The 24,874-nt window shown below is 34.1% G+C and carries 20 protein-coding genes; 1 reads left to right on the top strand and 19 read right to left on the bottom strand.

Going from position 1 to position 24,874, the window contains the following annotated elements:
* Nucleotides 1-55 precede the first annotated feature (55 nt).
* Nucleotides 56-1,465 (bottom strand): MATE family efflux transporter, encoded by a 1,410-nt coding sequence (locus CLOCL_RS06955; protein ID WP_014254681.1) that lies wholly within the window; start codon nucleotides 1,463-1,465, stop codon nucleotides 56-58.
* An 825-nt stretch (nucleotides 1,466-2,290) separates the two neighbouring features.
* On the opposite strand from CLOCL_RS06955, the gene asd reads away from it, so the two are divergent.
* Nucleotides 2,291-3,376 carry an aspartate-semialdehyde dehydrogenase gene (asd, locus tag CLOCL_RS06950; RefSeq protein ID WP_014254680.1) on the top strand — a complete coding sequence of 362 codons (1,086 nt, stop codon included), beginning with the start codon at nucleotides 2,291-2,293 and terminating at the stop codon, nucleotides 3,374-3,376.
* Nucleotides 3,377-3,564: 188 nt separating this feature from the next.
* Here asd and CLOCL_RS22050 read toward each other — a convergent pair whose 3' ends face one another.
* The 18 genes from CLOCL_RS22050 to CLOCL_RS06865 form a co-directional block, all read right to left on the bottom strand.
* Nucleotides 3,565-3,771 (bottom strand): hypothetical protein, encoded by a 207-nt coding sequence (locus CLOCL_RS22050; RefSeq protein ID WP_148263775.1) that lies wholly within the window; start codon nucleotides 3,769-3,771, stop codon nucleotides 3,565-3,567.
* A gap of 75 nt (nucleotides 3,772-3,846) precedes the next feature.
* A complete protein-coding gene (gene tnpC, locus CLOCL_RS06945) occupies nucleotides 3,847-5,451 on the bottom strand; it encodes an IS66 family transposase (protein ID WP_014254677.1) in 1,605 nt (534 codons plus the stop codon).
* Nucleotides 5,452-5,514: 63 nt separating this feature from the next.
* Nucleotides 5,515-5,868 carry an IS66 family insertion sequence element accessory protein TnpB gene (tnpB, locus tag CLOCL_RS06940; protein ID WP_014254676.1) on the bottom strand — a complete coding sequence of 118 codons (354 nt, stop codon included), beginning with the start codon at nucleotides 5,866-5,868 and terminating at the stop codon, nucleotides 5,515-5,517.
* Nucleotides 5,865-6,218, bottom strand: coding sequence for an IS66 family insertion sequence element accessory protein TnpA (gene tnpA, locus CLOCL_RS06935; RefSeq protein WP_014253714.1), 354 nt, complete (start codon nucleotides 6,216-6,218; stop codon nucleotides 5,865-5,867). The genes tnpB and tnpA overlap by 4 nt, the downstream gene beginning before the upstream one ends.
* A 253-nt stretch (nucleotides 6,219-6,471) precedes the next feature.
* The gene (locus CLOCL_RS06930) at nucleotides 6,472-8,727 is read right to left on the bottom strand and encodes a VWA domain-containing protein (RefSeq protein ID WP_014254675.1); all 2,256 of its coding nucleotides are present in this window, start codon (nucleotides 8,725-8,727) and stop codon (nucleotides 6,472-6,474) included.
* Between the two features lie 43 nt (nucleotides 8,728-8,770).
* Nucleotides 8,771-9,580, bottom strand: a complete 810-nt coding sequence (locus CLOCL_RS21480) for a copper amine oxidase N-terminal domain-containing protein (protein ID WP_014254674.1) — start codon at nucleotides 9,578-9,580, stop codon at nucleotides 8,771-8,773.
* A gap of 137 nt (nucleotides 9,581-9,717) precedes the next feature.
* On the bottom strand, nucleotides 9,718-9,987 hold the full coding sequence (locus CLOCL_RS06920) for a stage V sporulation protein S (protein WP_014254673.1): 270 nt from the start codon (nucleotides 9,985-9,987) through the stop codon (nucleotides 9,718-9,720).
* Between the two features lie 66 nt (nucleotides 9,988-10,053).
* On the bottom strand, nucleotides 10,054-10,836 hold the full coding sequence (locus CLOCL_RS06915; RefSeq protein WP_014254672.1) for a TIGR00282 family metallophosphoesterase: 783 nt from the start codon (nucleotides 10,834-10,836) through the stop codon (nucleotides 10,054-10,056).
* Nucleotides 10,837-10,936: 100 nt separating this feature from the next.
* The gene (gene rny / locus CLOCL_RS06910) at nucleotides 10,937-12,523 is read right to left on the bottom strand and encodes a ribonuclease Y (protein ID WP_014254671.1); all 1,587 of its coding nucleotides are present in this window, start codon (nucleotides 12,521-12,523) and stop codon (nucleotides 10,937-10,939) included.
* Nucleotides 12,524-12,673: 150 nt separating this feature from the next.
* Entirely contained in the window at nucleotides 12,674-13,315 is a 642-nt protein-coding gene (locus CLOCL_RS06905; protein ID WP_051411149.1) for a P-loop NTPase family protein, read from the bottom strand.
* Between the two features lie 41 nt (nucleotides 13,316-13,356).
* Entirely contained in the window at nucleotides 13,357-14,217 is an 861-nt protein-coding gene (folD, locus tag CLOCL_RS06900; protein ID WP_014254669.1) for a bifunctional methylenetetrahydrofolate dehydrogenase/methenyltetrahydrofolate cyclohydrolase FolD, read from the bottom strand.
* A 224-nt stretch (nucleotides 14,218-14,441) separates the two neighbouring features.
* Nucleotides 14,442-16,427 (bottom strand): YgiQ family radical SAM protein, encoded by a 1,986-nt coding sequence (locus tag CLOCL_RS06895; protein WP_014254668.1) that lies wholly within the window; start codon nucleotides 16,425-16,427, stop codon nucleotides 14,442-14,444.
* A gap of 75 nt (nucleotides 16,428-16,502) precedes the next feature.
* Entirely contained in the window at nucleotides 16,503-18,866 is a 2,364-nt protein-coding gene (locus tag CLOCL_RS06890) for an FtsK/SpoIIIE family DNA translocase (RefSeq protein WP_014254667.1), read from the bottom strand.
* A gap of 306 nt (nucleotides 18,867-19,172) precedes the next feature.
* On the bottom strand, nucleotides 19,173-19,391 hold the full coding sequence (locus CLOCL_RS06885; RefSeq protein ID WP_014254666.1) for a YlzJ-like family protein: 219 nt from the start codon (nucleotides 19,389-19,391) through the stop codon (nucleotides 19,173-19,175).
* Between the two features lie 40 nt (nucleotides 19,392-19,431).
* Nucleotides 19,432-20,172, bottom strand: coding sequence for a ClpP family protease (locus tag CLOCL_RS06880; protein ID WP_014254665.1), 741 nt, complete (start codon nucleotides 20,170-20,172; stop codon nucleotides 19,432-19,434).
* 136 nt (nucleotides 20,173-20,308) lie between these two features.
* Nucleotides 20,309-21,583 carry a hypothetical protein gene (locus tag CLOCL_RS06875; RefSeq protein WP_014254664.1) on the bottom strand — a complete coding sequence of 425 codons (1,275 nt, stop codon included), beginning with the start codon at nucleotides 21,581-21,583 and terminating at the stop codon, nucleotides 20,309-20,311.
* 16 nt (nucleotides 21,584-21,599) lie between these two features.
* A complete protein-coding gene (locus tag CLOCL_RS06870; RefSeq protein ID WP_014254663.1) occupies nucleotides 21,600-24,191 on the bottom strand; it encodes a hypothetical protein in 2,592 nt (863 codons plus the stop codon).
* Between the two features lie 74 nt (nucleotides 24,192-24,265).
* Nucleotides 24,266-24,871, bottom strand: a complete 606-nt coding sequence (locus tag CLOCL_RS06865; RefSeq protein WP_014254662.1) for a type II secretion system protein — start codon at nucleotides 24,869-24,871, stop codon at nucleotides 24,266-24,268.
* Between the last annotated feature and the right edge of the window lie 3 nt (nucleotides 24,872-24,874).

Raw genomic sequence — 24,874 nt, 5'->3', positions numbered from 1 at the left:
AAAAAAGCATATTTCCATGCCCTAAACTAACTTACTTTTAATACTTTATTAAGCATTAATTTGCTGTTTGCAAATATTCATCATCTTTTTCAACAGCACTTGATTGTCTCGAAATAACTGCCTTTTGCTCCCATGCCCTTGATTTCCATCTTTTAAGCATCATAATGCCTCTTATCCACTCATCGGAAGCAAAGGCTATCCATACTCCAACAAGACCTAAGCTCATTTTTATACCTAATACGTAAGACATTAAGACCATTACAAGCCACATTGATATCAAGCCCATATACATGGTATATTTCGCATCACCGGTCCCCTTAAGGGCATGACCAAGAACCAGATTGAAAGTTCTTCCGGGTTCTAAAATAATAGTAATCAGAAACAATTTCCCACCCAATTGGATAATATTCATATCATCAGTAAATATGCCCAAGAGATTTTTTCCAAACAGCGCAAACACTATAGCTACAGAAAAAGATACAATAGCTGCCAATTTAAGACTGCGAAGGCATGCCTTATATGCCTCATCTTTTTTCCCGGCACCGACAAGGTGGCCGATAATAATCTGTGTGGCCTGTGCTGTCGCCAATCCAAACATCATAATATAAAACATTAAATTATAAACATAAAATCTTGCGGTCAGTGCATAAACTTCCATAGCCGATATAAAAGATGTTACAACAATCTGTGCAATATTATAGGATAATGTCTCCCCTGCTGATGGACCGCCAATCTTAAAAATATTCTTTAAAATCTCAACAATTTCTTCCTTAGGAATCTTTATTAGTTCCGGAACCGAAAAATTAAGTCCGACATTTCTTTTCAATACGATAAACATAACCGACAGTCCGATAACCTGACTGCTAATTGTAGAAATAGCAACCCCTTTAACTCCCAATACCGGTACTCCAAACAGACCGTAAATAAAAATTGCATTTCCGATAATATTGAGAATATTAGACCCCATATTTACAAACATAGGGTACTTTACGTATCCATGGCTTCGCAGGATAGCTGACATCGTCATGCTCACAGCATTTACAAAAGAAAATGAGCCAATTATAATCAAATATTCCTTTGAAAATCGGTATACACTTTCCTCAAAATTCATTAGTCTGAGTATTTTTCCCGAAAAGGCAAACATTAAAATGCTTATCATTATACCTAAAAGCAGGTTGAACAAAATAGCCACCAATGCTGCATAAGAAGCTTTCTTTTCATTTTTGGCTCCAAGATACTGAGATATTACTATCCCAGCACCTCCCGCAACTATTTGAAACAGTAATATCAATATAGATACATATTGATTTGCGGATCCAACGCCTGCTACAGCAGAATCGGAATAGCTACTGAGCATAAATGTATCAATAGTACCAAAAAACATTCTCAAAAATGTTTCTATCAGAATAGGCCATACCAGTGCAAAAAGAGTAATTCGTTTGTTTAAAACCTGTTGGTTTTCCATTAAATCATCTCCTGTTGTGTCGATTAAAATAAAATAGAAACTTATTATACTTAGTCTTTTATCATTACATCCGTAATTTATATAAGAATATTTATAAACCTTAGACTAATATCTATATCAAAATCTTATGATTATTCTTTTGATAAGAATTAATCCAGTAGCATTAGATTCAAATACAATAATATCTTAAGTTTATTTTAGAGAAAAAACAATTCATTATATTATTTTTTATTTCAAAATCTTATGATCTATTTTTATCCAATTTTAATCAAGAAGCTTTATTCTTTTTTTATTTTATCCAGCAAATATCGCTTTTTTATATACGTTAGAGCAAAAAGATATCGGCAAAAAATTTAATCCAAAAATTCTCATATTATTTTATTCTTCTCTATAATATATAACAGGGCCATTTAGCAAGGCATAAAAAAATAGTCCTCTTTAGCACCACATAAGCATTATTTATTTAATGTATATATCTAATAAATATCCAATATTTTATGCTTAACAATTCCTGATATTTTTCTTAATATATATAAATGTACCGTAAATTATCACAATAAATATCGGGATATTAAAAATTAAATTTTACAAATCTATTGTCAATTGAACAACTTTTTGCTAAAATTACACCATACAAACACATTTGTTCTTCGTACGTGTACATACATAATTATTTAATAACAAACAGATGCCTTAATTGAAGTTTTATAAGTATTTTTCAGTTAAATACACAAACACACATGACTTATTGAAATAATTAGTGTCAATAAAACAGTATTAGACCTGATGTATAAAACTTTAATAAAGTATAGGAGTGAGTAAATTATGAGCAATAAATTAAAAGTCGGTATAGTCGGAGGAACAGGAATGGTAGGTCAAAGGTTTATTACTCTTTTGGAAAACCATCCCTGGTTTGAAGTAGTATCAATAGCTGCCAGTGAAAAATCTTCCGGCAGAACTTATTCAGAAGCTGTAGAAGGAAGATGGAAACTTAATGCTCCGATTCCGGAAAAGGTTAAAAATATTATTGTTAAAAATGCCTCAGATGTTGAAGATGTTGCAAAGGATGTTGACTTTGTATTTTGTGCTGTAGATATGAAAAAAGATGAAATTAAAGCCCTTGAAGAAGCATATGCAAAGACAGACACCCCGGTAGTATCCAATAATTCTGCACATCGTTGGACTCCTGATGTTCCTATGGTTATTCCTGAGTTAAACGATTCACATCTTGATGTAATAGAAAGCCAAAGAAAACGATTAGGAGTAAAGAACGGTTTTATTGCAGTTAAACCCAACTGTTCCATACAGAGCTATGTACCTGCGTTACATCCTTTAAGACAATTTGGCATCAACAAAGTTACAGCTTGCACATACCAGGCTATTTCCGGTGCCGGCAAAACTTTCAATGACTGGCCTGAAATGATAGACAATATTATTCCGTATATCGGCGGTGAAGAAGAAAAGAGTGAACAGGAACCTCTAAAAATATGGGGAACAGTTGAAGGCAGTGAAATTGTTAAAGCCAAATCTCCAATAATAACAACTCAATGTATTCGTGTTCCTACATTAGACGGACATATGGCAGCAGTATTCGTCTCCTTTGACAAGAAACCTTCAAAGGATGAAATCCTTTCTCTCTGGGAAAGCTTTAAAGGCAAACCTCAGACTCTTGGACTTCCAAGTGCACCAAAACAATTCCTGAAATATATGACTGAAGACAACAGACCCCAGACAAGACTTGACAGAGACTATGAAAACGGAATGGGCGTTACCATCGGAAGACTTAGAGAAGATATCATTTTCGACTATAAATTTGTATGTCTGTCCCACAACACAGTAAGAGGCGCAGCTGGCGGTGCAATCCTAATTGCAGAGCTTTTAAAAGCCGAAGGTTATGTTAAATCAAAATAATAAAATTTTTGCCCCATATTTCTCAAAATATATGGGGCTTTATGTTTATTACCAGATAATAGTAAGCGTCAAACAAGCCCGCACATGAATGACACAATCATTAATAAAAATGGTTGGAAAAGTTTTGTAAATCGATAAAACTTTTTCAACCAAAAACTTAATCCTTAATTTTTACAACCTATGTGCATCTAAATTAAGTTGGGTCTTTTTTCACCCAACCATTCATTGAAAGCATTGGCAATTTCCATCCTGAACTCTTCATCCGACAAACCAAGAGATGTTCCGAGTTCATATGCCTGATCTACAGTATCAGCAAATCTTTCCGCTAATTCGCTGTTCTCATGCTCCATGCAGGGAAAATGCTCTATTACATTAACCAGAATAATCCAAATCAAAAAAATAACGTTCTATTTCACCATTAATAAAATCCGTGATAAATTTGATCATAAATATCGTATGTTTTCCAACTTTCATTCGTCTTCCTCCCAGGCATATTTCTCAGGCTCTGTTCTTTTGGATTGCGGTATAAACACCTTAGCAGGTATTTTTCTGCTACCAGGCAGAAAATCAGCAAATGTGCTCACATAACCAGGTTTCCCTAGATTAGGGGCTTGACTAAATATCCATGACAAATACTCAAAAGGATTCAATCCGTTCTCTTTTGCTGTTTCAATAAGACTGTAATACACCGCGCTCGCTCTCGCACCACCTGGCGTATTACTGAAAAGCCAATTCTTGCGTCCGATTACGAAAGGCTTTATACTTCGCTCTGCACGGTTATTGGATATCTCTAATCGTCCATCCAGTATATACCTCTCAAGATATTTTCGCTGGGACTGCGCATATTGTACTGCTTTCCCCAGATGGGTTTTGGGAAGTACATTTAATTTTTTTATCCAATCATAAAATTCATCTATAAGAGGCTTTGATTGCTTCTTTCTTCCTTCTAACCGGTTTTCCGGGCACAGCAATGCAAACTGTTTCTCTAAATGAAACAGTTTATCACAATATGTTACTCCCTTCGCTGCATTAGATGTTGCTTGCTTTTCTTTGGGCAGGGCTTCCATCGCTTCAAAAAACTTTCGCCGTACATGGGCCCAACAACCTATTACAGTAATTTTTTCGGGCAGCTTGTAATACCCGCTATATCCGTCTGCATGTAAATATCCACTAAATTCTTTTAGAAATTCCTCCGGATGTATATGTTTTCTGTCCGGCTGGTAGTCATAAAGTATTATCTGATGTTTTGCCTCCCCGCTCGTTCGGTACAGCCACATGTAACTCTTCGACTGTGCCGCCTTCCCTGGTTCTTTTAGCACCTGTACCACTGTTTCATCTGCATGCAGTACCTCATGCTCGCACAGCCGTTTCTTCATCTCCTCATATATCGGTTCCAGCCAATTCTCACAGGCTTTTATCAACCAATTTGACATTGTCTGCCTTGATATCTCAATGCCATTTTGTTTCCATTCCTGCCCCTGACGATATAAGGGAGACCCCATCATGAATTTTTGTGTAGCTATATGGGCAATTGTCTCGGGTGATGCAAAACTTCCCTTTATGACCGGTTCCGGTATATCTGCCTTTACAATGGGAGTATGGTCTGAAGTTTTTTCACAGTTCCGGCATGAATAAACATGCCTAATATGGCGCACTATTACCGCTTTTGCAGGTATAATCTTCAACTCATCACGAGTTTCTTTTCCCATTGTATGCAATTCACTACCGCATTCCGGGCAAATACATTCCTTTTCGGGTAACTTGTGCTCTATTACCTCCACCGGTAAATCTTCAGGAAGTTTATCTGTTGTTAGACGTGTTCTCTTACGGTAATAAGCTTTTACTTCTATCTTTTGTAGCTCGGAAATAGCTAAATTGTGAGTCTCTTCCTCTTCGTTAAAAAGATTGATTTGTTCAATCTTTGTTTGTTCACTGGATACACCGAATTGTTTATGCTTTGAAAGGCGTATTTGTTCCATAAACCATTGGACTTGTTGTTCCAATTCAGCTATCCTTCGTTCCTTTTCTTCAATTATATTAAGTAATTTTTCTACTGAAATTTCTTGTCTATTCATAGGATAATATTACCATAAAAATTACATTAAATCCAGCTTTTTGATTCTTTTTTGAATTTCTTCTTACGAAATTTGACGCTCTAAAACTTCCTTTCTCCTGAGCTTTTTCTCTAATCTGGCACTATCAATAAGACAAGCTAATTCGTTTACATCAAGAAGCATTGTGGTTGAATCTTCTTCTGTTGGCCAGCAAAATCTCCCTCGTTCTAGCCTCTTAAAGTACAGCCAAAACCCATCTCCATCCCATTCAAGGATTTTTATCCTGTTTCTCCCTCTGTTACAGAACACAAACAGTGCATTCATAAACGGATCAAGTGAGAAACTTTCTTGTACCAGTGTTATTAATCCGTTGATAGATTTCCTCATATCCGTTAATCTTCCGCAAAGATACACTGGTTTTTCATTCCATCTTATCATAACGACATCAACACCTGGCAAACTTTTTTCAATAATTCTAAGTCTGTTTCCGTATTTACAGTGACATTACAGCCATTAATTTTAATTTCCAGTGTAGCTTTTGCAGGGTACACCGGTTTCGATGCAAGCTGCATCCATCCACTTGGTACTTCGATTTTGGGTTCTTTTACTTCTTCAACTACTGTACACTTTGCTTCACTGACTTTCTTTTGCCAATAGTAGTATGTAGCTTTGCTTACTCCATTCGTTCGGCAAAACTCTTTGATACTTTGCCCACTTTCAAGCCGGTTTTGTATTAATTGTGCCCACCTAGATAATTGTTGTTCAGTTGTTACTTTTTCCATGTCCATACAATCACTCCGTTTATTCTTTTTTACAGTGATTGTATCAACTTCGCAACCATTCTACTATGTGATGATCTATTTGACGGTTACAAATTAACATATAGCATAGTTTAATAAACAGTTCTTTTACACCTTTCAAATTTTTATAAAATAATGTTAGTCTCGATAATAAAACATCAATTTTCAAATAAAAAAGGTGCTGTCCAAAATATTTATAATACTTTGAGACAGCACCGTTAATTAATTTTTATTACAACATTTAATTTATGTCTATTTTTGACTCAACTCTAACACGCATTTTGTCAACAGGTACATGAATAAATTCTTTTAACTCTTTGCCATTTCTATCAACTAAAGTAAATGTATAAATAAGTTCTGTTTCTTTAAATTCAATATAATCTTCTGGTAATTGTTCAGAATTTGTTACAGTATTAAACTTAACAAACATGATAAGTTCTTCAATCTTAGCTTCGGTCTTATCGCTTGACAAATCAATAATAATATCTTCAATAAGTTCTAATTCTCGGGTATCTTCATCATAATAAAAATCACTTTTTTTCTCAACAATTTTTTTCTCGCCATCTATTTCAATTTGTTCTTTTACAGTCTTCACAAACTCAACGTAATCAGGCAATACATGCGATTTATCATCATTAAATGCAACTTCGACTTTTTCTACTATTGGTATATAATTTATATCCTTAAGTATTGATTGAATCGAAATATCTAATGCTTCTTCAAAGGTTTGCTTTGCAGTTCCTTCTACAACTGCCTTTGGATCATATGTAAACTCCTCTTTTGTACCTGCCTTTTTTAAAACTTCTTTAACTGAATTTAAAGTACCATCAGCATCAAGGTCTATAAAGTATATATTGTCAAATCTTTCTTCTTTTATAACCTCTGCAACTCTTTCAGCATAGTTTAAAGCTTCTTCTATATTACATTCTTTTATACGAATATCTCCGCTTGGAATTTCACCTGTATATGAAATATCTACATCGGTATATCTAGTAGGTTCATTATACGTCAATACAATTAAAAACTTTTCAGGTTCATTTAATGTATCGTCTCCATCTTTAGCTGCTCCTTCCTTTAGTGTATGATATGCTAATCTAAGACCATCTCCTAAATTTGAACCTTCTCTTATTTCATATTCTTTTATTAATTCGGATAATTCATTCAATTCGTCTTCATTATTAAGCTTATAAAATCCTTTTCCTAATATATCTGCTGTATCAGAATATATAATTGTTGCCATGTTAACATTATTTTTTCCTTTTGATAACTCGTTAGCTATCTTTAATGCAACACTTTGTACATTTGAAAAATCAATACGACTTGTTGTATCATCTTCTAACTCATCACTCAAATCATTTTCAACGTAATAAATTTTTTTATTACCATACAATTCCAGTGTACTAGCTACTAAACTGCCATAGAGTTCAAAATAGTCTGTACTCATTTGTACTTTTCCACCTTTTAAAATTAACCTTCCCGTTTCGTCTTCAACAAAAGTACCAGGAGCGTATACAATGCCTTTGAACTTTGCGCCAGATACCATATTAAAATCGATATTACCAGAAACCGAGTAAAAACCTATCTCAGAACTGTTTTCCAAATCAACAGTTCCGTCATCGTTAAATGCTAAACCTAAACTAGTTTCTTTACCGCTATTAAATAAAATATCTCCTGTTGCTATAATAAATCCATCTCCTATTATACTATTTAAACTAAATTTAACATTACCATCAAAAAATAACGGTTTTTTCATTGATAGTTCTAAAGAATTACCGTTTATTTCCCAAGTATCTCCTGTGTATGTACAAGTTAAACCAGAACCAAATTCACTTTTAATTATACCTGTTACTCCTTCTCCTGAAGAGTCTATAATATCTTTATAATACTCTTTACCTGTTTTCGGATTAAAGGTAGTTGAAAAATATGATCCTGCTGTCTTAGCATCAACAGCAAATTTTTCACTTAAGTCCGGCATTGGTATTAAAGAAACATTTTCTTCCTTATTGATTGTTAAACCTGCTCCTGAAATATCGACTTTTCCAACACTTACTAATTTATCTTCTTCTGATTTACATACAGCTGAACCAGGACCAATTCCACCGATAATATTTCCATTTGAATGCGAATATCCTGAAATACTAAGTTGATCTCCTCTAAGTATCAATACATCCTTATTTCCGTTTATTTCTTCTGCACCTGCAAAAAGTGCATATTTAAAAGGCGATTGAGGAAGTTTGCCTGGGGGAGTCTCTATTTCTGAACCGTCCAGTAATATAACTACTTCCTTGTCTTTCTTTATATTTAGTTTCACATAATCATTTTGCTTTAATAATATTGGTTTAGTTTCATTATACTTAACTTTATAGGAACCATCTTCAGTTACACTTAAACCATCTATTTCTCTTACTATTTTTACATCATCTGCATAAGAAATCTGGAAATTCATTAAAAAAACAAATGAGGTCAATAAGGTTAAAATGACTCCTTTCTTTATCATAACATTACCTCCCGAATAATAAATTACACTACAAAATAATAAATTACAGTATGATTTTTCCTAATATTTTCAATTTATTATCTTTCTCATCAAAAACATCAATTAATATACTTTCAGGATAATATTCAGATCTATTCGTAATAACTACAGCTTCAAAACTTTTCAGTTTTCCTTGGTTCTCTATTTTTACATATTCCGCCATCTTTGTATTACCTGTTGAATCGAATACTCTAAGAAATACACTTTTTCCATTAAAGTCTGCTCTACCGTATATATAAAACTTTTTCTCTGAAGAATCAAATTTCACTTTGTCAATAATAATTGTTATATCGCCGTCATTAAAAACACCAATTGCTCCGCTGTTGCCCGGAATCTCTCCGTTACCCGGGTCTTCCACAAGGACTTGCGGCTTATACTCGATGGAAACAGTTCTTGTAGCGCCATCCCATAAAACAGTAGCCCCTAGATTCTCTGAAATAAACCTTAAAGGTACAAAAGTCCTTGAATCGGTAATCTCCGCCGGAACATCAATTATTACCTTTGAACCGTTTACCAAAGTTTCGTTTGAGCCAATTTTCAAGTAAATCTCTGTAGTTCTGTTTCTTGCAGTTACTGATCTTTCATCCGGATTCCAAATAACTTCTGCTCCCAATGCTTCAAGAATTCCTCTGAAAGGTACCAGCGTTCTTCCTTCTTTTATATATGGTTCTACGTCAAATGAAAGTTTTTCACCGTTGAATAATATAGTGATGGGATCTTGTTGTGATGCAAAAATGGTTTGAACATTAGTAAATAGATAACATGTAAGTAAACTAAAAATAAAAAATGATAGAATCTTTTTCTTTCTAATCATATTATCCTAACTCCCCCCTTCTTTAATTAAATTTTATCATACTGGCAAATATTATGCAATAAATCACATTATAATATTTTTTGTTTACATAATATTCATAAAAAAATGACCTTACATAATATAAGGTCATTTTTATCTCACTTTTCCCTTCTAGGTTCAACAATTAATTTTATTGCTGTTTTCTCCTCACCGTCTATCACAACCTCAGTAAAAGCCGGAATACATATTAATTCTATTCCTAACGGGGCAACAAAACCTCTTGCTATAGCTACTGCTTTGACGGCTTGGTTCAATGCTCCGGCACCTATTGCTTGGATTTCAACAGCACCTTTCTCCTTAATAAAACCTGCAAGCGCTCCTGCAATAGAGTTTGGACTTGACTTTGCAGATACCTTTAATATGTCCATATATTTGCTACCCCCTTTATCTTTATATTATTATATTCTACATAAAGGATACAAAATCCTCCTTTTTTATTGTTCAAGTATTGTATTTATTCTTTCAATTTTTGTTGACTTCCCTGTAATTTCATCAATTTCGATATATACAGCATTAAATTGTACCGGGCCCTGAGCAATTTCAAATCTGTTGGGCATATGGGTTAAAAACTTATTTATCACTATATCCCGTTTCACTCCTATAATTCCTTCATAAGGGCCAGTCATCCCTGCATCTGAAATAAACGCTGTGCCGCAAGGCAAAATTCGTTCATCGGCAGTCTGTACATGGGTATGGGTACCTATAACACAACTTACCCTGCCGTCCAAATGCCATGCTAAAGCACATTTTTCCGATGTTGCCTCAGCATGCATATCTACAATTATGATCTTTGTTTGAGCTTTAAGTTCAACAAGCTCTCTGTCGGCTGCTTTAAACGGACAATCAATACTATCCATGTATATACGTCCCATAAGGTTTAGAACACCTATTTTTCCTTTCTCACTTGATATTACGGTGCTGCCTCTTCCCGGCAGTTCCTCAGGATAATTTGCTGGCCTTAAAATACACTTGTCCGAATCAATAAAGTTTGTAATCTCCCTTTTTGACCAAGTATGGTTTCCTAAGGTAATTACATCAACTCCTGATTTATATAGCTCTTGAGCTACAACATAAGTAATACCGCTTCCTCCGGCAGAATTCTCACCGTTAGCTATACAAAAATCAATATTTCTCTCCTTCTTTAATTTTTGTATCATCTCTTTTGCTGCTTTCCTTCCCGGATTGCCTACAATATCACCAATAAACAAAATGTTCAAAGCTGAAAATCCTCCATTCTAATAAGCAGACCCAAAAAGTCCCATATAAGCATAAAAAGCGTGTTATCACGCTTTTTATACCAATTATATCAAAATATAATTATTTTGCATACTCAATATATCTTGTTTCTCTTATAACATTTACTTTAATTTGTCCTGGATAATCCAGTTCATTTTCAATTCTCTTAACAATGTCCCTTGCAATCAAAGGAATCTCATTATCCTGTACTTCATCGGCTTTAACCATAATACGTACTTCTCTTCCTGCTTGAATTGCATAACACTTTTCAACACCCTGGAAGGAATTCGCAATTTCTTCCAACTTCTCAAGTCTTTTAATATAAGACTCCAGAGATTCTCTTCTTGCACCAGGTCTTGCAGCTGAAATTGAATCGGCTGCCTGAACTAAAACTGCAATAATACTTGTAGCTTCTACATCACCGTGATGTGCAGCTATTGCACTCACAACTTCATTGCTTTCCTTATACTTTTTAGCAAGATCAGCACCAATTGTTACATGAGAACCTTCAACCTCATGGTCAACAGCTTTTCCTATATCATGCAACAAACCTGCTCTCTTTGCTAAAGCTACATCAACTCCAAGCTCCGCAGCCATAATTCCGGCCAAATGCGCAACTTCAATGGAGTGACTGAGAACGTTCTGACCATAACTGGTCCTATACTTCAATTTACCCAGTAATTTTACAAGCTCAGGATGTAAGCCGTGCACACCTGTTTCAAAAGTAGCGTTGTCACCTTCCTGACGAATGGTGTTTTCAACTTCTTTTTTAGCTTTTTCCACCATTTCTTCAATTCTGGCAGGATGGATTCTTCCGTCAAGTATCAGTTTCTCTAAAGTTATTCTGGCAACTTCTCTTCTTATCGGATCAAATCCGGACAATATAACCGCTTCCGGAGTATCATCGATAATCAAATCGATACCTGTTAACGTCTCAAGAGTCCTGATATTTCTTCCTTCACGACCGATAATCCTACCCTTCATTTCATCATTAGGAAGTGGAACAACAGAAACTGTAACTTCTGATACATGGTCGGCTGCACATTTTTGTATTGCAAGTGCAACTATATTCTTTGCTTTTGTATCGGCTTCTTCCTTTGCTTTTTGCTCAATTTCTTTAATGAGCATTGCCATTTCATGCTTAACTTCGTCTTCTACATTCTTTAATAACACTACCTTTGCTTCTTCAACCGACATTCCCGATATTCTTTCCAATTCTTCGATTTGCTGCTTTTGAACTTCAAGAGTTTTTTCATACAATTCATCGATCTCTTTGCTTTTTCTGTTCAGCATTTCCTCTTTCTGTTCCAATGCTTCAACCTTTTTGTCCAAAGTCTCTTCTTTCTGTACTAATCTCCGTTCTTGTCTCTGAATTTCGTTTCTTCTGTCTTTTATCTCCCTATCAAGCTCAACTCTGCTCTTGTGGATCTCTTCCTTAGCTTCCAGCAGCACTTCTCTCTTTTTACTCTCAGCGGCCTTTTGGGCCTCACTTATAATTCTCTTTGCTTCTTGCTCAGCGCTGCCAATTTCAGCTTCGGCTCTTCTTTTTCTTTCTTCGAATCCTTTCTGGAATCCTTTTCGGGAACTTATTCCTGAAGCAACAATTATTCCAACTGCTGCGATTAGTAATCCAATTCCTAAACCAATTAATAATTGAATGGCACACACCTCCTAGTATTCAGTTTTCAATGGTCAAATTACACAAATACATAAACTGTAGGCACTTATAATACTTTCTTATTTTAATCTTTTTTAAATTTTATGTCAAGATTTAATCCTAAAGCCCATTTAAGGGGATACACTCAAGTGTATCTTTATTTAATTAATACCCTCATCGGTGACAACACTAACACCATCATTCATTTCTATCCTATACCATTTATCTGCCATTTCACTTAAATGCCTGTTATGAGTTACCATTATTACTTGTCGGTTAAACATTTTCGTAACTTGTTTCAAAAATTCCGCAACTTGAGTTATATAATCATCACTTACATGCTTTGCTGGTTCATCTAAAATAATGGGTCCTTTATTTTCAAGATTACTGCACTCTAGCATGGCAATCCTTATTGCAAGGGATATTATATCAACTACCCCTCCACCTCTCGCATCCTGTGGCTTTGTCTTTATTTCAGTACCGCCGTATTTACTTATTACATAGAATTCAGCCTCAGGTCTGCCTCTAACCTCGTTAATTTCAATCTTAAATTCAAGACTTGAATCGAATATGTATTGAAGGCAATTTGTAACCAAAGCCTCAATCTGGACCCTTGATTGCTCTCTTGCATATTCCGATACCTTTTGAAGCAATACCTTAACTCTATCAAGTATATCAATGTTGTTTAAAATTTTTTGCAATTGTTTTTCCAAATCGGACCTCTGCTCTAAAAGCTGATCCCTCTTTCCTTTTTGATTGTAAAAATGCTTTTTAGCCTCTTCATGTCTATTCTTTATTTCCATAAGTTTTTCACTATAATGTTGAATAGTGTTATTTCCCAAGTTTATCCCTTTCTTTCTGCCTGAGCAATAGCAGCTTTGACGGTATTTTTCATAAGCATTGCAATTGTCATTGGTCCAACGCCGCCTGGTACAGGAGTAATAGCAGAAGCTACTTTACTGCAAGATTCGTATTCAACATCCCCGACAATTTTCTTGTCTTCAAGGCGGTTTATTCCTACATCAATGACAACAGCCCCAGGTTTGATACTATTTCCCTTTATCATTTCAGGCTTTCCGACAGCCACCACCAAAATATCCGCTCTTTTAACCACTTCTTCAAGATTTTTTGTTCTTGAGTGGCAAATAGTCACTGTCCCATGTTCTGCCAAAAGCAGCATAGATTGAGGTTTTCCAACAATATTGCTTCTTCCGACAATTACACATTCCTTGCCGGCAATTTCAATACCCGATTCCTTAATCAGTTCCATTACACCTGCCGGAGTACAGGGAAGAAATTGCGGATTACCGGTCATCAACCTTCCCACATTTTCGGGATGAAATCCATCTACATCCTTTGAACTGTCAATAGCAAGAATTATCTTCTCTTCATTAATGTGCTTAGGAAGCGGCAACTGCACTAGTATACCGTTAACCCTATCATCATTATTCAATTTTTTGATTAGCTTAATTAAATCCTCTTCACTGACATTTTCGTCCAAAGCATATTCAAAAGACTCTATTCCTATCTCTTCACAAGCCTTTTTCTTTGAATTCACATATACCCTCGAAGCAGGATCGTTTCCAACTATAACAACAGCTAATCCCGGATAAATACCCTTCTTTTTAATTTCCTCAACCGTTTGTTTTAATTCCCCTTTTATTTTTGTTGCCAATTCTTTTCCGTTTAATACCCTTGCGCTCATTTTTTATCTACCTTTCCCTATGTTTTTTCAACAATTACCATTTTATTTTATTACACTTTTCTTGTCAAATTATTATGGTATCTATTTTTTGATTTTCTTTGTAAAATGCTCTTTTGTTATTTGAAACTTTTTATACAGAAGACTTGTCTTATAATTTTTCTTGCTATAAAACACCGTTCTTAATTAGTAATGATTTATTTTTAATTTTCTTTCATTAACTTTATTCACTTCTTTCGCTTTCTCTTTTTAGTTTTATTTCTATTCTTTCTGTCTTTTATATTTTCCTTCCTATTTCTGTTCTTATCAATTCTTTCCTTACTACTATTGTTCTTCTTGGATTTATACTTGCTCTCAGCCGCCTTATAAGTATTATCAACATCATTTCTCAAAGGTTTTATAAGGCAGTCTTTTCCATATCCGATCAAATCTTCTCTATTCGCCAATTTAAGTGCTTCATATACAAGTTTGTAGTTTTCCTTTTTTCTATACTGCAATAATGCCCTCTGCATTGCCTTTTCTTTCGGTGTTTTCGGAACATAAACCTTTTTCATGGTTCTAGGATCAATTCCTGTATAAAACATACAGGTGGACAAAGTACCCGGTGTGGGATAAAAATCCTGAACCTGCTGCGGCGTGTAATTTAACTCTTTTAAATATAATGCCAGATCAATGGCAGCATTAAGATCACTTCCGGGATGGCTTGACATTAGATATGGAACTAAATACTGTTCCTTATTAAGCTTCTTATTTATATCATAAAATTTTTTTACAAACTTGTCATATACCTTTCTTATGGGTTTACCCATTTTCTCCAGAACTCTGTCCGCAACATGCTCTGGTGCAACCTTTAACTGACCGCTCACATGGTGCTCGCAAAGTTCATAAAAAAACTCTTCATTTTTGTCAAGAATAAGATAATCGTATCTTATTCCCGATCGAATAAATACTTTTTTTATTTCGGGGATTTCCCGCAGTTTTCTTAAAAGTTCCAAATATTCACCGTGATCTACAATCAGGTTTTTGCAGGGTTCAGGATAAAGGCACTGCCTTTCCTTGCACGCACCCTTCGTCTCTTGCTTTTTACATGCCTTATTCCTAAAGTTAGCTGTCGGTCCTCCCACATCATGTATATATCCCTTAAACCCTGGCTGCCAAATAAGTTTCTTGGCCTCATTTATAATCGACCTCTGACTTCTCTTTTGTATAATCCTGCCTTGATGAAAATTTAAAGCACAGAATGAGCATCCTCCGTAGCATCCCCTATGGCTGGTTATACTAAATTCAACTTCAGCAATTGCGGGTACTCCGCCTTCACTTTCATACATCGGATGGTAAGTTCTTTCATAGGGCAGAGAATAAACTCTATCCATCTCTTTTTCATTCATGGGCAAAGCCGGAGGATTTTGCACAAGATAACGGTCTGCGTGTTTTTGAATCAAAGTACGCCCTAAATAAGGATTTTGTTCATTATACTGCATCATAAAAGCTTCGGCATACTTTTTCTTACTTTCCAGTACCTCTTCAAAGGACGGAAGGAGAAGACAATCACTATTATTTTTGCTTCCATCCACAAATCTCCTTATATCTTCGGGCAAATTTTCAAGCCTTGCAAGATATGCAGTTCCCCTTACATCTTGAATTTTGTCTATCGGTTCACCGTCTTTTAACCTTCTGGCAATTTCCAATATAGGCTTTTCGCCCATCCCGTAAATTAAAAGGTCAGCTTTAGAATCCGCCAATATAGATCTTCTGACCTTGTCGTCCCAATAGTCATAATGGGCAAATCTTCTTAGGCTTGCCTCAATTCCTCCTATTATAATGGGAACATCTTTAAAAAGCTCCCTGGCTTTGTTAGTATATACGATAACAGCTCTATCGGGTCTTTTATTTGCCTTTCCACCAGGTGAATACAAATCTTCACTTCTTCTCTTTTTACTGGCTGTATAGTGGTTAACCATGGAATCTATAACACCCGAAGATATAAGCACACCAAGTTTAGGACGTCCTAACATCATAAAGTCATCCTTTTTTCTCCAATCGGGCTGTGCAATGATTCCTACCCTATAGCCTTCACTTTCTAATAATCTTGTTATAATGGCATGTCCAAAACTCGGATGGTCCACATAAGCATCACCGCTTATATACAAAAAATCCAGTTCGTCCCATCCTCTGTCTCTCATATCTTGCTTTGTAACCGGTAAAAAACTCATTAATTCACACACCTGTTTTTAAAAATTTATTTTTATTATTATATACATTTTTATGAAATTATAAATTTATTTAAATTATTCGGAACTGACATCGTTTCGCATATTCATCTCATGCCATTGCTGCTTAGAAATCAAAACTTGTCTTGGCTTACTTCCCTCAAAACCTCCAACGATACCTCTTGCTTCCATTTGATCAATAATCCTGGCAGCCCTTGCATATCCTACTTTAAACTTTCTTTGTATTAAGGAAACAGAAGCTTGTCCTGTTTCAACGACCAATTCTATTGCCTGGGGAAGCAGTTCATCATTATCCCCAGGATCAGCTTCCTGTGTCTCCTTTTCACTGTTTATTTTTTCAATGATATTTTCATTGTATTCTGCTTCACCTTGTGCTTTAATGTATTCCACAACCCTTTCAACTTCCTTATCCGATACAAAAGTACCTTTGACCCTTATAGGCTTAGGCTCACCTACAGGGTAGAATAACATATCACCCTTACCCAGCAGCTTCTCTGCTCCAGCCATATCTAAAATGGTTCTGGAATCTACCTGGGATGAAACTGCAAAAGCAATCCTCGAAGGAATGTTTGCTTTAATAACACCGGTTATTACATCTACCGATGGTCTCTGAGTAGCTATAACGAGGTGCATTCCTGCTGCCCGGGCCATCTGTGCCAGGCGGCATATTGCATCTTCAACGTCATTAGGAGCAACCATCATAAGGTCTGCCAGCTCATCAATAATTATGACAATTTGAGGTAAAGGCTCTTCCCCCTCCTCAGGTTTCGCGACTGCATTATATCCTTTAATATCTCGAACTCCTTTATCTGCAAAAAGCTTGTACCTGTTCACCATCTCCTGAACAGCCCAATTCAATGCTCCTGCTGCTTTCTTTGCATCGGTTACAACCGGTATTAAAAGATGGGGTATACCGTTGTAGATACCCAACTCAACAACTTTAGGGTCTATCATCAATAATTTTACTTCATTGGGATTTGCTTTGTATAAAAGGCTTATTATTATACTGTTTATGCAGACACTTTTCCCCGAGCCTGTAGCCCCTGCAACCAGCAAATGCGGCATCTTGCCAATATCTGCCACCATATTTTGTCCCGATATATCTTTACCCAACGCAAAAGTGAGCTTTGATGGGTTATCTCTAAACTCTTTTGACTGAATAACCTCTTTTAAAAATACTGCTTCCACCTCTTTATTTGGTACCTCAATTCCAATCGCAGCTTTTCCGGGAATAGGTGCTTCAATTCTTACTCCCGAAGCTGCCAAGTTTAATGATATATCATCGGAAAGATTTACTATCTTACTTACCTTTACTCCAGGATTCGGTTGAAGCTCATATCTTGTAACAGCCGGTCCTCTGCTAACATTTACAACTCTAGCTTCAACCCCAAAACTTTTTAAAGTCTCTTCAAGTTTTTTTGCTCCTTTTAAAGCCTCATTCCTAAAGTTAATAGAATTACTGGAATTCGCTTTATTATCATCTAAAAGTCCAATATCAGGGTACTTATAATCAACACTGTTTTTTAGTTTTTCGCTTATTTCTTTATCAACTAACTCCTGAGCTCTTTCTATATCATTAGCATGACTTTCGGTTTTTGTATCGTTCTGTTCAACATTCTCATTTTCGAACTTTATATCTTTTTTTTCAAACTCAATTATTTCTCCCTTTTGCTCCTTTAATTTATCTTTATCTTCTTTTACTTTGCCTTTTCTAGAAGCAAAATCGACAACTTTGCTCTTTTCAACTTTTCTTCCATTCATCACAATATCAGGCTCAAATTCTTTTGTCTCTGTAAAATTTTCTGCTTCATCCCGTTTTAAACTTTCCTTTATTTTTCTAAAAATGCTGAGAAGACAATTTTTGAAGCTAACCAATAAACTAGCTATTGAAATATCTGTTAATAGCATTATATCTATGATGGCCATAGTGCTAAGAATAATAATAGTTCCCAAATTTTGAAACAACAATAAAAACGGAATACTAACTATTCCGCCGAACACACCCCCACCTTTTAATTCAATACCATTTGCATAAAATTTTTGAATATAATTCAAAACACTCATATTAATATATTCTTCTTCTCTATAGAATCCAGTCTGCAATAATGCTGATAATATTAACATCAGCACAGCAACGTACATTATCTTTGCATTTACGTTTCTGTTATTTTTATTAAAGATCAACAATACTCCATATATAATCAAAATAGGAGGTATAAGAAATCCAACAGGCCCGCTAAATCCCAAAACAATTTTTTTTACTATTTCACCAAAAATGCCTATTGACTCATTCATATAAACGCTTAATAAAATTAAGATTCCAAAAGCAAGCATTAAAATGCCTATAATTTCATTATTATATTTAAAAACGCTACTCTGCTTTTTTTTATGACTTTCCTTTTGCGTTTTCCTGTTTTTCAAGTTGACACCCCCGTAAACATGAGAAAAAGATATTACTCACCTAATATAACATATTTTCGTGTTTTTTTCTATAATGCCATATCTTCAAAGCAATTTACATAATTAATTACTTCCAGGAAAATGTCTTTTACAAAATATATCCCTTCCATATTTTACATAATGCATATTCCAAACATAAAAAAACTTTTGATTATATGGTATATATTTTTCAGTATTTTAATATCAATGAAATGTAAATCAGAAAAGCTTCTTATAGAAAAAGCAATAAATTTTGTAAAATAATTCTCTTTAATTTACAATACACTATTATAATTTACTTTCAATAATATTACCCGGCATTAATTTAGGATTCAAATACGCTTTTAACGATGTACTTATTACTCTGTTAATTTTATAGGTACTACCAGATAGAGGTATTACTTCTATTTTTTCACCTTCATATTCAAGCTCAATATAGTTGAAATCTTCTGTATTATAGTAGTTACCAAACACTAATTCTGTAGGAATTATTGAATGAAGAAGCATTTAACTCCCTCCTTTCTGCTGCATTTAGTCGTACTTATACCTAGTTTAGATTAGCTTTTTCTTTCTTTTTTAAGTCTATCAGCTCATACAACTTTTTCAACGCCTCACAAAGTCCTCCTGTGCTGTCTATAAGACCATATTTTACTGCCTCTTCTCCAAACAAAATAGTCCCTACATCATTTGCCAGTTCTCCGGTTTTGAGCATAAGACTTCTAAAAGTTTCACTGGATATTTTACTATTCTTTGCAACAAATTGTACAACTCTTTCCTGCATCTTATCAAAATATTCAAAAGTCTGTGGCACACCTATTACCATACCGTTCAGACGTATTGGGTGTATTGTCATGGTAGCAGAAGGAGCAATAAAAGAATATTTTGTTGACACAGCCATAGGAACTCCAATGCTATGCCCTCCTCCAAGGACAAGTGATACTGACGGTTTTGACATACTTGCAATCATTTCTGCTATGGCAAGTCCGGCTTCTACATCACCACCTACAGTATTTAAAATAAGCAGCAATCCGTCTATTTCAGTACTTTCTTCAATTGCCACCAATTGAGGAATCACATGTTCATATTTAGTCGTCTTGTTTTGAGGCGGAAGCACAATATGCCCTTCTATCTGTCCAATAACTGTAAGACAGTGAATATTCCCTTTTTCAGTAGATACCGTTGCTTTGCCTAGCTCTTTAATTTCTTCCACTTCATCTTTTTTATCATTCTGAACAATTTCCTCATTTACTAATCCTTTATTAAATATAATTTTATTCTCCGTATTCAAAAAATCACATCCTTTTGATATATATCAGTAATAGTATTAATATTATTAATAAATTTATTACATTTAAAGAAAACAAAAATAAAAAACCTCTACATTGAGAGGTTTTTTATTATCTGTATTTATCAAATAATTACTCTTAATTAGATTTTGCCTCATTTCCGCTTGTTTTGTTTTCATTATTATTTGATTTTGTTTGACTACTACTTGACTTTTTCTTGCCCTTATAATATTCATTAAGTTTTATACTTTCAACATACAAATTATCATTAGCTACTTTCAAAGTAACATAATAATCATAATGATAAGTCTGTTCTTCTCCAACCATTCCATTTGACTGCAAAACAGAAGCATCAAAAGATACCAAATACCTTTTTTTCTTTGAAGTATAACCTGGATGCTCAATAATCTCCATATTCTTTAAACTATTGATTTTTTCCATATTAATCTGTAAAGGTAAAGCATCATAATTAAAATTCTTAATATAATTTTGGTCTATATACATAGAATCCTTATCATTTACTTTAAAAGCATCAACTAATTTTAGAAAATCAATAAACTCATTTGATCCCGCTTGCCATTTTGACTTTAACAATATCATTCTCTCTTTGTCCAGCTTTATTAGATTATTAAAAAATCCTTCAATTAACGCCTTCTCAGCCTCTAAAACTTTCTTCTCTTCCTCAACCTTCTCATCTAAATAGTTTAATTTCGTTAAAAATTCATTATTTAATTTAAATAACCGATTTTCAACTCCAGGTTTATAGTTTGCCTCTTTTACAGTAACAATCTTATACTCCCCATCCTGTCGTGTAACTTCAACATCATATTTAGCTTGTACTTTTATATACTCATATAAATCACCATTAGGCTCTGAAGTTTTCTCATAAATTTTGGTATGAGAATTTCTAGTATAATACATATCAAATAAAGCATTTTCCAAAGCTTTAGCTTTTAAATTCAACTTAACAAAATACAAGAAATTTTCCCCTGTCTTCCCAATAAATCCGGATTCAATTATTGGTTTATCTGAGCTGTCTCTGAGAATTTCATAATCAACCATTGTCAATCCATTAATCTCTACCACTCTTGGCAAATGAATTCCAATTTCAGGGTTTCCACTGCCCTCATCTAAAGTTCTTTTAGCTATAAATTGTTTTATTTTTTCCGGCGGATTACCGGTAGCCACATTTTGATTATAAGTTTCAATTGGTTGACTATATATTTCCTCAAAATACTTGCTAAGCATTTCGAGTACTTTCTTATCCTCTTCTACACTGGTTTCAGGTGTCTCGATCTTATTATTTTCCTCCGGAATAGGTTCCTGTTTCTTAAATAAAATCGAACATCCTGAACTCGAAATCATTATTGTTATCATTGAAATAATTGCTATAAATTTAAATTTTCTATTCATTTAATCCACCCCATGTTTAGAATATATCATACAAATTAATTCCTAATTTATTAAATTTCTCCAGCAGATTTACTCTGGCTGCTCTATTTAAGTACATTAATGCTCTTTCTTGATCTTCCGGGTTATCTTCTAAGTCTAAACTTTCCGGCAAGAAATAACTGTTTTTGTATACAGCATATTTAACTACGTTTAATAAATATTCCTTTTCATATACATCTTTGTCTCCTGATATACCAAGGAAAAAGTCAACATATGGTTCACTATCAATGCCTTCTTCATTACTTATTATAACAGCTGCAAACTCTCCATTATCCAATTGGGCCAACTCGCTTTTAGATACAGCATTTGCTTTTGGGAAAAACTTCTCTACCACATTACCATCGTCTTTAGTAACTTCAACATATTCTCCGTAACCAGCTGCAATTATTGATCCATATACACTTGCATTATCTTTTAAATATACTTTGCCTGCTGTTACAATAATGCCATTAAATGTACCGCTAATCTGCAAATGCAAGTTTGGATCGGCATTTGCTATTACATAGTATTCATTGTCATCCTCATAATTATCTCCAGTAACTCTTTCTCTACTTTCTCTACAAACTTCATATATATCTGGAATTCCATAAATATCATTATATAAGTCTTTAATATCTTTAATGGTACTAATAGCACTATATCCATTTTCTATATACATAATATGTTCATCACTTGCCTCAGAAGCTTTATCTTCCAATGCTTCAAGAATATTATGAAATTCCTCAATTTTATTATTAACTTCCCATGCATCTGGACTATATTTTCTAGACACAAATCTATTAACCTTATTTTCTAAATCGTTGCTAATTTCATCTAGCTTTCCAGTAAATCCCTCAACCTTATTTCCAAACAGATAATCATATATGGTAATAGTTTTAGTACCTTCATCACCTTCAAGCTCAATTTCTATTTCGTCATCAACATATATCCATGTATTCTTATCATATTTTATTTTCTCGCCATCGTAAATATTGTCTAAACAATATTGACTTTTTACAAAAAAATCACTTGAATATCCAACAACATCCAGATCTTCGGGATCATCTATTATTATGATAGGTATTTTATAAACTCTATCATTTCCAACAATTTCATAAAGCCAGCAGCCTTTTATTTTATCAGGTAGCTTATCATAGTTACCAAAATTATCTTTACTTTGACGCTCAAAATTTATTTTATTTATCCAATCAGATATTTCCGTAGGTTTAAAAGGATCCACCATATTCCAAACCTGAAATTGGTTCAAAATTCCGCTTATATCTCCAGCTTTGGCTGCATTCCTCAAATCCCTATGATAATTGTATATACCGTCCCCAGGTCTCCAATCGTTATGTAATTGATATTGTGCAAGTTCATTAAGTTTATTATAAGCTAATGAAGCATTTTCAATCGGACCTAAAGTAAAATTAGTTTCAGTATCAATTTTCATTGTTGAACCGCCTACGATAACATCTCCGTTAATAACAATCCTTGACTTAAAAGCAGGAGACATATCACTAGAATTAAATGAAATACTTCCCCTTCTTGCCAAACTGTGAATTAATGCACTATTAACAATAGCACTTGATTCATCATGATATCTTTCTCCCTCTGTCAATCCAAAATAACTTCCATTTATTGCAATAAAAGAATCTTCTCCATTAACTTCAATATCATCAAAAGTATAAGCATTTCTTAAGCCAATAATCCTATCACTATCGCCAAAAACTTGAATACACTGTGCTATAATATCTTTAAACACGCGTATTTCACTGTTATCATTTTCTTTAGCATAAGGACCTGTCCTTACAAAACTTCTACTATAAGCATTTCCGTATACATACAAAATCCCTTTATTTAAAGCATAAATTCCACCAAAAAGCTGCTGATCCATCTCATGCACATCTTTAGCATAAGAACCAAAAGTAAAAACATCGCCTTTTACTACAGCTGTTTTACCAAGCCCATTACCATTTATATAAAAATCACCTACTGACCAAATTGCAGACTCCAAATAATTTCTTGTCGGGCATTTCACCTTAAATGGCTTTACAGCATAAACTTCTTTATTACTGGTACTATAAGCAGTATTTGGAAGAGAAAAGGATGACTTTGATTTGATACCAAGATAAATCTCAATATAGTCTCCCAATGAATTTTCCCAATAGGTTTTTTCCAAAATCAAATCTACAAATTTCACTTGAGCAGAAGTATCAACTGGAGATGTAGCTATTAGCGAATCCGATTTATTTGCTATATCGACCCACAAATCTTTCAATAAGGCTTTTTCTTTTATCTGATCAACAATATGATTAGCTAACCTTTCTCTACTCACATTATCTGAAGGTTCAACTTCTCCAGTATAATCTGAAGCTATTTTATCAATATTTGATTCAATAACCGAAAACCAGTTTTCAATTGCCGATTCACCAGCATAATATGCAAAATCTATATTCATATGACGTTTTGTCAGCACAAGATTAGTCATCACAGCGTCCAGTAAAACTGATCCTAATAATACTAAAACTGTTACAACTATAACAACTGTTACGAATGTAGCTCCTTTTCTATTTTTTATAATCTTATTCAACCTTATCCCCCCTCGTATTTGAAAATAATAGAATAAGATTATTCATCTTCACTTACAGATTCTGATTCTTACTCTTAATCTGACTCTGAATCTTCACTATCAGTTTTCTTTTCCGCATACAAATTATCTATATATACAGATACCTTTAATTCATTAACTTTATTCTTGCTCTCCTTTTCATATATTTTTATCAAGACATTATATACTCCTTTATAATTTGAATCATAATATTTCGCCGGATCATAAGTTACTGTATAGGTATATTTATCACTAATTTTATTTCCGGAATCCTCTATTGAATCCTCTATTTTTAGATAAGGTGTTGTAACTGTAGTATTAGATTTAATTGCATATCTTATAATTGATTTAAATCCATCGCTTACTTCTTCGCCCTCATCAGCTTCACTATCTTCTCCATCTTCTGCATCTTCTCCATCAATATCAATTATTTCTCCAGTCAGACTTGATAAAGGAGCATCTTTATTAAGGCCTTCCGAAACCAATTCTTTAACTGTCCTTGTAACGGCATTTATTTCAGTCTGTTTATCTACCTTTCTTGCATACATTTGAGCATTCATAAACATCATCATAATAGGTACTGACAATAGCCCCATTATAGAAAGGGCAATTAATACTTCAATAAATGTCAATCCTTTTTCACTTCTGAGCAGCCGTTTCATAAC

It is taken from the genome of Acetivibrio clariflavus DSM 19732 (genome assembly GCF_000237085.1).
In the GTDB taxonomy this organism is placed as follows: Bacteria; Bacillota; Clostridia; order Acetivibrionales; family Acetivibrionaceae; genus Acetivibrio; species Acetivibrio clariflavus.
Note: the sequence above shows the minus strand (reverse complement) of the source record. Positions and strands in the feature narration are given on the sequence as shown.

Excerpts from the sequence above, each read along its gene's own strand:
- CLOCL_RS06895 (WP_014254668.1), bottom strand. The coding sequence starts at position 16,427 with ATGAGTTTTTTACCGGTTACAAAGCAAGATATGAGAGACAGAGGATGG.
- CLOCL_RS06885 (WP_014254666.1), bottom strand. The coding sequence starts at position 19,391 with ATGCTTCTTCATTCAATAATTCCTACAGAATTAGTGTTTGGTAACTAC.
- asd (WP_014254680.1), top strand. The coding sequence starts at position 2,291 with ATGAGCAATAAATTAAAAGTCGGTATAGTCGGAGGAACAGGAATGGTA.
- CLOCL_RS06865 (WP_014254662.1), bottom strand. The coding sequence starts at position 24,871 with ATGAAACGGCTGCTCAGAAGTGAAAAAGGATTGACATTTATTGAAGTA.
- CLOCL_RS06920 (WP_014254673.1), bottom strand. The coding sequence starts at position 9,987 with ATGGACATATTAAAGGTATCTGCAAAGTCAAGTCCAAACTCTATTGCA.
- CLOCL_RS06955 (WP_014254681.1), bottom strand. The coding sequence starts at position 1,465 with ATGGAAAACCAACAGGTTTTAAACAAACGAATTACTCTTTTTGCACTG.
- CLOCL_RS06875 (WP_014254664.1), bottom strand. The coding sequence starts at position 21,583 with ATGAATAGAAAATTTAAATTTATAGCAATTATTTCAATGATAACAATA.
- tnpC (WP_014254677.1), bottom strand. The coding sequence starts at position 5,451 with ATGAATAGACAAGAAATTTCAGTAGAAAAATTACTTAATATAATTGAA.
- CLOCL_RS06930 (WP_014254675.1), bottom strand. The coding sequence starts at position 8,727 with ATGATAAAGAAAGGAGTCATTTTAACCTTATTGACCTCATTTGTTTTT.
- folD (WP_014254669.1), bottom strand. The coding sequence starts at position 14,217 with ATGAGCGCAAGGGTATTAAACGGAAAAGAATTGGCAACAAAAATAAAA.
- CLOCL_RS06905 (WP_051411149.1), bottom strand. The coding sequence starts at position 13,315 with ATGGAAATAAAGAATAGACATGAAGAGGCTAAAAAGCATTTTTACAAT.
- tnpB (WP_014254676.1), bottom strand. The coding sequence starts at position 5,868 with ATGATAAGATGGAATGAAAAACCAGTGTATCTTTGCGGAAGATTAACG.
- tnpA (WP_014253714.1), bottom strand. The coding sequence starts at position 6,218 with ATGGACATGGAAAAAGTAACAACTGAACAACAATTATCTAGGTGGGCA.
- CLOCL_RS21480 (WP_014254674.1), bottom strand. The coding sequence starts at position 9,580 with ATGATTAGAAAGAAAAAGATTCTATCATTTTTTATTTTTAGTTTACTT.